This is a genomic window from Streptomyces sp. NPDC005925, assembly GCF_040638805.1.
Classification (GTDB): Bacteria; Actinomycetota; Actinomycetes; order Streptomycetales; family Streptomycetaceae; genus Streptomyces.
In genome coordinates, this window is sequence record NZ_JBEXVL010000023.1 from 85280 (window position 1) to 94549 (window position 9270).

At 72.7% G+C, this 9270-nt stretch carries 8 protein-coding genes and 1 pseudogene; 7 read left to right on the forward strand and 2 right to left on the reverse strand.

What is annotated here, in order from left to right; translation table 11 throughout:
• The first annotated feature begins 196 nt into the window (after positions 1 to 196).
• The 5 genes and pseudogenes from ABZ354_RS22675 to ABZ354_RS22695 all read left to right on the forward strand — a co-directional run bounded on the left by ABZ354_RS22675 (position 197) and on the right by ABZ354_RS22695 (position 4527).
• A complete protein-coding gene (locus ABZ354_RS22675; RefSeq protein ID WP_358659446.1) occupies positions 197 to 769 on the forward strand; it encodes a DUF5134 domain-containing protein in 573 nt (190 codons plus the stop codon).
• Between the two features lie 137 nt (positions 770 to 906).
• Positions 907 to 1839, forward strand: coding sequence for a M56 family metallopeptidase (locus ABZ354_RS22680; protein WP_358659448.1), 933 nt, complete (start codon positions 907 to 909; stop codon positions 1837 to 1839).
• 367 nt (positions 1840 to 2206) lie between these two features.
• The gene (locus ABZ354_RS22685) at positions 2207 to 2878 is read left to right on the forward strand and encodes a phosphatase PAP2 family protein (RefSeq protein WP_358659450.1); all 672 of its coding nucleotides are present in this window, start codon (positions 2207 to 2209) and stop codon (positions 2876 to 2878) included.
• A 73-nt stretch (positions 2879 to 2951) separates the two neighbouring features.
• Positions 2952 to 3640, forward strand: a pseudogene (locus ABZ354_RS22690) (HAD-IA family hydrolase).
• Positions 3641 to 3843: 203 nt separating this feature from the next.
• Complete coding sequence (locus ABZ354_RS22695) at positions 3844 to 4527, forward strand: helix-turn-helix domain-containing protein (protein WP_358659452.1); 684 nt, start codon at positions 3844 to 3846, stop codon at positions 4525 to 4527.
• Here ABZ354_RS22695 and ABZ354_RS22700 read toward each other — a convergent pair.
• On the reverse strand, positions 4515 to 6017 hold the full coding sequence (locus tag ABZ354_RS22700; protein ID WP_358659454.1) for a hypothetical protein: 1503 nt from the start codon (positions 6015 to 6017) through the stop codon (positions 4515 to 4517). The two genes, ABZ354_RS22695 and ABZ354_RS22700, sit on opposite strands and share 13 nt — an antisense overlap.
• A 189-nt stretch (positions 6018 to 6206) precedes the next feature.
• Here ABZ354_RS22700 and ABZ354_RS22705 point away from each other — a divergent pair, with 189 nt between their 5' ends.
• Positions 6207 to 6866, forward strand: coding sequence for a DUF305 domain-containing protein (locus ABZ354_RS22705; protein WP_358659456.1), 660 nt, complete (start codon positions 6207 to 6209; stop codon positions 6864 to 6866).
• Positions 6867 to 6920: 54 nt separating this feature from the next.
• On the opposite strand, the gene ABZ354_RS22710 is transcribed toward ABZ354_RS22705, so the two are convergent.
• Positions 6921 to 7400 carry a DUF6214 family protein gene (locus ABZ354_RS22710; RefSeq protein ID WP_358659458.1) on the reverse strand — a complete coding sequence of 160 codons (480 nt, stop codon included), beginning with the start codon at positions 7398 to 7400 and terminating at the stop codon, positions 6921 to 6923.
• A gap of 340 nt (positions 7401 to 7740) precedes the next feature.
• Between ABZ354_RS22710 and ABZ354_RS22715 the strand changes: the two genes are divergently transcribed.
• Positions 7741 to 9174 (forward strand): nucleobase:cation symporter-2 family protein, encoded by a 1434-nt coding sequence (locus ABZ354_RS22715; RefSeq protein ID WP_358659460.1) that lies wholly within the window; start codon positions 7741 to 7743, stop codon positions 9172 to 9174.
• The last annotated feature ends 96 nt before the right edge of the window (positions 9175 to 9270 follow it).

Below are 9270 nucleotides of genomic sequence, written 5' to 3' on the forward strand. Positions count from 1 at the left end.
CGTACGGTGTCCCGGCCGCCCGGCGCGCACGACCCTCGTCCGGGACGGGGCGCGCCGCCGCCATTCGCCGGACGCGGGCCCGGCGCTGGTCCGCGCTCCCCCGAATGCTCCCCGTTTGCACCCGCGCGCTCGCGTGCGCTCCGCCGGGCCCGGGCATTCCCCGACCGACCGTGCGGCTCGAACGGGGGAGGTCGGTGTGCACGGACCGGATGCGTCCGGCTGGTCACTGGTCGCGCTGTGCGTGGTGACCGGTGCCCACGGCCTGCTGCGGATGCGCAGCGGCGTCGGGGAGCAGCGACGCGCCGCGGGCGGCGAGGCGCTCATGGGCTTCGGCATGGCGGTGATGGCCGTGCCGGCGGCGGCGTTCAGCCCGCCGTGGTGGGTCTGGTCCGGATTCGCGGTGGTGTTCGGCGCGGCCGGGCTGCGCGCCCTGTGGGACGCGCGCACGGACGCGCACCAGCTGCACCACCTGGTGGGGGCCGGGGCCATGGTGTACATGGCCGCCGTCATGGCGGGCTCCGCGGGCCGGCCGCACGCCGGCACGAGCGCGGGCGTGCCGCTGCTGACCGGGGCGCTGCTGCTCTACTTCGTCGGGTACGTGCTGCTGTCGGGGGCCCGGCTGGTACCGGTCCCCGCCGGGCCGGGTCGCGCGGCGGGGACCGGGGACGCTGTCGCGCGGGGCACCGGCTGGGGCGAGCGGCCCGAGCTGGCACGGGCGTGCCGGCTGTCCATGGGCATCGCGATGCTCATCATGCTGCTGACGCTCTGACGCGGCGGAACGGTGCCCCGCGCGCGGGGAGCAGGGACCGAGGCCACCCAGGGAAGAGACCGTGAGGTGGCCGTTGCCTGCGTCACTTTGCGTGGCAGGCCACACCACGGGCGGCCCGGCGCTCATAGGCTGCCCGCATGATCCTTCCCGTGGCTCTGCTGCTGCTCGGTGCCCTGACCGCCGTGGTCGCCCCACGGCTGCTCGCCGGCGCCGACTGGCCCGACCGGGAACCGGTGGTCGCGCTCTGGGTGTGGCAGTGCGTGATCGCGGCCGTCCTGCTGTGCTGCGCGCTGTCGATGACGCTGAGCGCGGCGGCGGCGTGGCAGGCGGTGGGCGGGCACGTGTTCGCGTCGGCGCCCCGCGCGGTCGTGGAGGCGTACGCGCTCGGCACGGCCGGCCCGTGGGCGGCGACGACCGCCGTGACGCTGGCGTGCGGCGGGCTGTGGAGCGCGGCGATGCTGGTCCGTGAGGTCGTCCGCGCGCGGGCCCGGCGTCGTCGGCGCCGCGCCGAACTCCTGCTGCGGGCACCGCTGTTGCCCGGCGAGGAGCGTGCCGGACGGCTCGTCGTCCTGGAGGGTGAGCGGCCCGAGGCGTGGTGGCTGCCGGGCGCGGAGGGCCGGCTGGTCGTCAGCACGGCCGCGTTGCGGCGTCTGAAGGGGCGGCAGCTGGACGCGGTGCTGGCCCACGAGCAGGGGCACGCGCGGGCCCGGCATCCCTGGCTGCTGCACTGCTCGGCGGCGCTGGCCGGCGGCTTTCCGCAGGTGCCGGTGTTCGCGGCGTTCCGCGACGAGATGCACCGCCTGGTGGAACTCGCCGCCGACGACATGGCCTCCCGCCGCTTCGGCCGCCGTACGACCGCGCTGGCCCTGGTGGAACTCAACGAGGACCGCGGTGTCTTCGGCCCCTGTCCCACGCCGCAGGCGCATGTGCCGCAGCGGGTCCACCGCCTCCTCACCCCCCGGGACCGTCTCCCGGCGGCCCGCCGCCTGCAGCTGACGGCGGCCGCCTCGCTGGTCCCGGTGATCCCGGTGCTGGTGGCGTTCGTCCCCGGCCTACGGGCCCTGGGCTAGGCCCTCTCGCGTCCCGTGTCCCGGCCTCGGGGGCCACGGCGCGCCTCTGCGGCGTTGTCGTCGGTCTGCCGGCTACCTGGCGCTGCCCCACTCTCCGTTTCGCTCGCGCGGGGTGGTTCCCCGTCGCGTGGACGCCCTCCTCCGCCGTGCCGCCGCACGCCCCGACCCCGTCCGGACCGGCCGAAAGGCACCACTCCGCACACCGGCCCGATCCTGACGACAGGACGCGGTCACGCCCTTCGCCGTGCCGTGGGCCGGCCGGTCCCGCCCGTGCCCTGGGCCGGTCCGCCGCCGGTACCGCGATCGGTCGGCTGCGGACCGGCGCCGGGATTGGCCCCGCACCCCGGCCCTGCGCGAGGATCGCCGCATGGGTATCCCGGCCGTCGACTCCCCGCCCCGCCCTCCCGGGCACCGCCGCGCCCTGCGGTGGTCCCTGGTGCTGACGGTGTGCTGCGTACTGCTGTTCGTGCCGGTCGCCGCGGGGTGGCAGCCCCTGATCGAGCTGGACGGCGACATCTCCCGCACCACACACCGCTGGGCGGTCGGCGAACCGGGCGTGACGCGGGCCTGCCGCATCCTCACGGACTGGGTGTGGGACCCGTGGACGATGCGCGTCGTCTGCGCGGCGGTGGCCGTGTGGCTGCTGGTGCGGCACGCCGCCCTGTGGACGGCGGTGTGGCTGGCGGCCGTCTGCGCGATCGGCGCGCTGCTGCAACAGGGTGTCAAGGCCGCGGTCGGCCGGCCCCGCCCGGTGTGGCCCGACCCGGTCGACTCCGCCCACTACGCGGCCTTCCCGTCCGGCCACGCCATGACCGCCACAGTCGTCAGCGGCGTACTGCTGTGGCTGCTGCGCCGCTACGGCGCCGGGCGCGCCCTGTTCCGTACGGCGCTCGCGGTCGCCGTGGTCTGCGTGACGGGCGTCGGCCTGACCCGGGTGTGGCTCGGCGTCCACTGGCCGTCGGACGTGGTGGGCGGCTGGCTGCTGGGTGCCCTGACGGCGGTCCTGGCCGTGGCGGCACACCGGCGGCTTCGGCCCTGAGCCCCCGGGAATTCGGCCCGGTCCTCGGTCACATCCCTCCCGCTCCCGGAACCCCGCCTCGTAGGATCGCGCCATGACGGCCGTGCTCTTCGACTTCTCCGGCACCCTTTTCCGCGTCGAGTCCACCGAGTCCTGGCTGCGCGGGGCACTCGGCGAGACGGGCCTTCGCCTCCGGAGCCTGAGGTGGCCGCGACGGCGAAGGCACTGAAGGAGGCCGGGGCGCTGCCCGGCGGTGCCGCGCCCCTGCGGGTACCGGAGCGGCTCGACGAACTCTGGCGGACCCGGGACCGCAGTGCCGCGCTGCACCGCGCCGCGTACACCGGCCTGTCCCGCCAGGTGCGACTGCCCGACCCGGCGCTGCACGACGTCCTGTACGAGCGTCACATGTCCCCGGACGCCTGGCAGCCGTACCCGGACGCCGCCGAGGTGCTCGGGGCGCTGCGGGAGCGCGGTGTCCGCGTCGGCGTGGTCAGCAACATCGGCTGGGACCCGCGGCCGGTGTTCCGGGCCCACGGCCTGGACCGGTGGATCGACGTGTACGTGCTGTCGTACCGGCACGGGGTGCAGAAGCCCGATCCGCGGCTGTTCTCGGTGGCCTGCGAGTCGCTGGGCGTCGATCCGGGCAGGACGGTGATGGTGGGGGACGACCGGCGGGCGGACGGCGGCGCGGCGGCCCTGGGCTGCCGGGTGCACTTCGTCGACCATCTGCCGGTGACGGAACGGCCCGACGCGCTGCGGCCGGTGCTGGATCTCGTGCGGTGACCACGCGCGGGGCTCCCACCGCCGGGCATTCGTGGCCTGCGGGCCGCGCGTCCGGGCATGTCCGTGCATGCGTGCGCGTCCGTCTCGGACGATCCCCCGCGTCGCCCGAGACGGACGGCAGCACCGACCGGACCCCATGAAGGGGCCGGGTCGCCTGCATTGAGTATAGTTGGCTGGCAGCCAGTCAACGCAGGAGTTACAGCATGTCCCCGCGCAGCGCCTCGGTCAATGAAGAATTGCGTCGGCGCTCCAAGGAGCGGCTTCTGCAGGCGGCGGTCGAGCTCGTCGGCGAGTCCGGCTACGACGCCACCACGCTCGGTGCCATCGCCGACCGCGCCGGTTCGGCGCGCGGCCTGGTGTCGTACTACTTCCCCGGCAAGCGTCAGCTCGTGCAGTCCGCCGTGCACCGGCTGATGCACCGCACGCTGGAGGAGACGCTGGAGCGCGAGCCGTGCACCGAGGACGGCCGGGAGCGGCTGGCGCGGGCGATCGACGCGATTCTCGGCCTCGCCCGGGACCGGCCCGTACTGATGCGCCAGCACATGTCCGGGCTGCTACAGGCCGAGGGTTTCCTGCCGTGCCCGGAGCAGCAGAGGCTGGCCGAATTGCTGCGGGACACCGTCGCCCGGCGCGGCTCCCAGGACGTGGACTACGACTACCCGATGCTGCGGGCCCAGCTGATGGGCGCGGTCTACGCGGCGCTGATGCCGGGCGCTCCGATGCCGGTGCCGATGCTGCGCGCCGAGCTTTTCTCGCGCTACGGCCTGGAGTGGGACATGGGTGTCCCGCCGGACCCCGAGGCGCCCGGCGGGACGTGTGAGACGGACCTGTCGCGGTACTTCGCGACCGGGGCGCCGGAGCACCCCGCGGCGGGTCAGTCGAAGTAGTCCGGCTGCGTCTGCACGTTGAGCTCGTGCAGCCTGACCCGCTGGGCGGGGTCGGTGCGCCGGTCGCTGAGCTTCAGGACGTCGAAGCCCTTGGCGATGTCGTTGGAGTAGATGTAGCCGTTGTAGTAGTACGCGGACCAGGAGCCGCCGGTGGTCATCGTGTCGGTGGTCAGCGGGCCACGCTCGAAGTAGCCGATCTCCTTCGGGTGTGCGGAGTCGGTGAAGTCCCAGACGGAGACGCCGCCCTGGTACCAGGCCTGGACCATGAGGTCCTTGCCCTTGACCGGGATGAGCGAGCCGTTGTGGGCGACGCAGTTCTCGGTGTCCGCCTGGTGACGCGGGATCTTGAAGTAACTGCGGAAGACGAGCTTGCGCCTGTCGCCCTTGCCGACGATGTCGTAGATGCCGTCGGCGCCGCGGTTCGGGCCGATCTCCGCGTTGCAGGTGGCGGCGCCGCCGCCGCCGAGCTCGTCGGTGAACACGACCTTGTCGGCCTTCTGGTTGAAGGTCGCCGAGTGCCAGAACGCGAAGTTCACGTTGTCCTGGACGCGGTCGATGACCTTCGGGTTCGCCGGGTCCGCGATGGAGAACAGGATGCCGTCGCCCATGCACGCGCCGGCGGCCAGGTCCTTGCTCGGCAGGACGGTGATGTCGTGGCAGCCGGTGGTCTTGGAGACGCCCGGGTTGGTGGGCGATCCGGGGTTGCCGCCGCCGTCGGGGCCTTCGCCCGGGAACAGCACGGGGAAGCCGACGACCGCCGCCCGTTCGGGGGCGTCGCGCGGCACCTTGATCACGGAGATGCCGTCGTGCGGCGGCTGGCAGTCCGGGAAGGTGGCGTTGGGCGAGTAGGAGGAGACGTACACGTAAACGTTTTTGCGCTCGGGCACCAGGGTGTGGGTGTGCGAGCCGCAGGCGGTCTCGACGGCGGCGACGTACTTCGGGTTCGTCTTGTCGCTGATGTCGAAGACCTTGATGCCCTCCCAGGAGGACTTCTCCGTGGCGGGCTGGCTGTTGCTGCTGCAGCTGTTGTCGCTGCGCGAGGAGTCGGTGGACAGGAACAGCAGGTCGCCGGAGACCGTGATGTCGTTCTGCGATCCCGGGCAGAGGACCTGGGCGACCGTCTTCGGGGCCTTCGGCTCACTGATGTCGAAGATCCGGAAGCCGTCGTAGTTGCCGGCGAACGCGTACCTGCCCTGGAAGGCGAGGTCGGAGTTGATACTGGACAGCGTGTCCTTGGGGATGTTGACGAGGTGTTCGATGTTGTCGGAGTGGACCACCTCGTCCTGGGCGGGTATCCGCCCCTCCTCGATGGCTTCCCGGACCTCGGCCCGGGTGCTGTCCGAAACACTCTTGTGCTTCGCCGGGCCGTCCCCGGGATCGGGAATGGCCGCGGCCGGGCCCGCCGCGAGCAGCGAGGCCAGGAGACCGGCGGCTGCTGCGGCGACACCCAGCCGTCTGCGGCGGGTTCGGGGGTCGTTCGACAGGATCACTGTTCCTCCCTAGCGCCGTTCACACGAGAACGGTTCACGCACCACGCAGTATCGTCCTCGCCATGCACATACCAACAGGGGGCAACCGACCTGCACCGAAGATTTTCGATCACTGACATACGAAAGCGTGCTAGGACGTACATCGCACACACAAGGTGCGCTCACCACGCCCTGCTTCAGGAGGTCGATGTGTTCTCCCGCCGCCAGTCCCGCGCGTCCCTCGCCCCGGTCGCGCTGGTGGCCCTGGCCGTGCTCGGCCTCGCGGGCTGCGACGCGGACACGGACACGAACGCCGCCTCGGCGGGCGGGCCCTCGGTGATCGCGCCCGGCAGGCCCGGTGAGGACAACCGCACGCTGTCCCCCGAGGAGGCCGCAGCGCAGAGGGCCGACGACTCCCCCAACGCGGCGGACGTCGCGTACGCGCGGATGATGATTCAGCACCACACGCAGGCGCTGGAGATGACCGGACTCGTCCCGGAACGAGCCGGATCCACGAAGATCAAGAAGCTCGCCGAGCGGATCTCCGCCGCGCAGGGCCCGGAGATCGGCGCCATGCGGGGCTGGCTGACGAACCACGGGAAGAAGGAACAGCCCGGGCAGCACGGCGAGCACGACCACGCCGCCATGCCCGGCATGGCGAGCGCGGCACAGTTGAGGAATCTGCGCGCGGCCGGGGGCAAGGCGTTCGACCAGCTGTTCCTCACCCTGATGATCACGCATCACGAGGGCGCGGTCACGATGGCCACGGAGGTGAAGGCGCAGGGCAACAACGTGCAGATCGAGGAGATGGCGGACGACGTGATCGCTCAGCAGACGAGCGAGATCACCCGCATGCGGAAGCTGATGTGACCGGTACGGGGGCGAGGGTGTGCCCCGGGGGACGGCCGTCGGCGCGACGGGACGTCAATGGCGGGTGTGGCGGGGGGTCAGCAGCCCGGCGTCGCGGGCCCGTCCGATGAGCCGTAAGGCACCTCGGCGGTCCCGGCCGGTCGCGTTCATCACCGCGAGGACGGGGTCGGTGCCCCGTTCCTGCGCCGCGCGGTATTCGCGGGCCGCGAGGCCCGCCTCGCGCTCGCCGTCCTCGACGGCGCCCGGCCGGCGCGGCACGCCGCAGGACTCCGCCAGGGGCTCCTCCAGCCAGTCGGCGAGCACGGCCAGATCGTCCAGGGAAAGCGCGGGGCACGCCCGTACGTCCTCCAGCGACACGGTCCGGGCGGACCGCACGGCCAGCGCCTCGACGTACGCGCCGTCGGCGAACTCCAGCCGGACGTCGAACCACGACATGGCGCCGTCGCCCTCCCGCACCTCCCAGGCGGGCCGCACGGAGACGGCACCGTCCGCCGGGCGGCGACCGGACAGATTAAGAAAGAATGCTTCAAGCACATACGGAACGTAACCGCATCATCACATTCCATACGAACGGACACGCCCGCCGGCGGGCACTGCACCCTGGCGGCGGAGCGGGGCACGTCCGGGCGTAGGCGCGGTGTCGCGGCGGGGCGTAGGCGCGGTGTCGCGGCGGGGCGTAGGCGCGGTGTCGGCTGGCCGAGGCCGTGGCCGGTCGGTGGTCGGACCGGCCGCGGACGCGTGATGTCCGGAACTTTTCGGTGCAGGACCGTTCCCCTGGCCGCTTGCTGACGTGTCTCCTGGGTTCCCCGCCTCCCCGTCCCTCCGTTCCCCGCCCTTCCCCCCGTCTTCGGTCCACCGCCGCTCAGGAGCGTCCATGGCTACGACCTCACCCGTGCATCCCGTCGACGAGGTGCCACCCGCACGACAGTTGGCCGCCTTCGGTCTGCAGCACGTGCTCGCGATGTACGCGGGCGCGGTGGCGGTACCGCTGATCGTCGGCGGCGCGATGAAGCTGCCGCCCGCGGATCTGGCGTACCTCATCACCGCCGACCTGCTGGTGTGCGGAGTGGCGACGCTCATCCAGTGCGTCGGCTTCTGGCGGTTCGGGGTGCGGCTGCCCATCATGCAGGGCTGCACGTTCGCGGCCGTGTCGCCCATGGTGCTGATCGGGACGACGGGCGGCGGGCTGCCCGCGATCTACGGTTCGGTGATCGTCGCGGGGCTGGCGATCATGCTGCTGGCGCCGGTGTTCGGCACGCTGCTGCGGTTCTTCCCGCCGCTGGTCACCGGCACGGTCATCCTGATCATCGGTGTCTCGCTGCTGCCGGTCGCGGGCAACTGGGCGGCGGGCGGTGCGGGCGCCGCGGACTTCGGGGAGCCGAAGAACCTCGCGCTGGCCGCGTTCGTGCTGGTGGTCGTGGTGGGCGTGCAGCGGTTCGCGCCCGCCTTCCTCTCCCGGGTCGCGGTGCTGACCGGCATCGTGGTCGGGGTGCTGGTGGCGGTCCCGTTCGGGTTCACCGATTTCGGGGGTGTCTCGGACGCCGACTGGCTGGGGATCAGCACGCCGTTCCACTTCGGGGCGCCCACGTTCGAGGCGTCGGCCATCGTCTCGATGCTGGTGGTGGCCCTGGTCTCGATGACCGAGACCACCGGCGACTTCATCGCGGTCGGTGAGATGACGGGCCGCAAGGTCGCGCCGCGCCCCCTGGCGGACGGGCTGCGCGCGGACGGCCTGTCGACCGTCCTCGGCGGCGTCTTCAACACCTTCCCGTACACGGCGTACGCGCAGAACGTGGGCCTGGTCGGCATGACGCGGGTGCGCAGCCGCTGGGTGGTGGCCGTCGCGGGCGGCATCCTCGTCCTGCTCGGGCTGCTGCCGAAACTGGGAGCGGTGGTCGCGGCGGTTCCCGCGCCGGTGCTGGGCGGTGCGGGCCTGGTGATGTTCGGGACGGTCGCCGCGAGCGGTCTGCGGACGCTGGCGGGGGTCGACTTCAAGGGCAACAACAACCTGACGGTGGTGGCCGTCGCGGTCGCGATGGGCGTGCTGCCGGTCGGGGTGCCGACGATCTACGACAAGTTCCCCGACTGGTTCCAGACGGTGATGCACAGCGGCATCAGTGCGGGGTGCCTCACGGCCATCGTGCTGAATCTGCTGTTCAACCATCTGCCCGCGAAAGCCCGTCCGGAGGGCACGGCCGGTGCCGTGGCCGGCGGGGGCTCGGCCGGTACCGGCGCGGGCTCCCTCCCTGTCGGCGGGAGCGCGCCCGGCGGGGCAGGCACCGGGAAGTCACCGGGGGACGCCGTCTAGGTGTACTGACCCGTGAGGTTGGGGACGCGGCTGGCGGGTGGTTGGCCCTTCAGCGCGGTGTGTCCGCGGTGGTGATTGTAGGTGTGCAGCCAGCCG

Excerpts from the sequence above, each read along its gene's own strand:
- ABZ354_RS22685 (WP_358659450.1), top strand. The coding sequence starts at position 2,207 with ATGGGTATCCCGGCCGTCGACTCCCCGCCCCGCCCTCCCGGGCACCGC.
- ABZ354_RS22680 (WP_358659448.1), top strand. The coding sequence starts at position 907 with ATGATCCTTCCCGTGGCTCTGCTGCTGCTCGGTGCCCTGACCGCCGTG.
- ABZ354_RS22695 (WP_358659452.1), top strand. The coding sequence starts at position 3,844 with ATGTCCCCGCGCAGCGCCTCGGTCAATGAAGAATTGCGTCGGCGCTCC.
- ABZ354_RS22715 (WP_358659460.1), top strand. The coding sequence starts at position 7,741 with ATGGCTACGACCTCACCCGTGCATCCCGTCGACGAGGTGCCACCCGCA.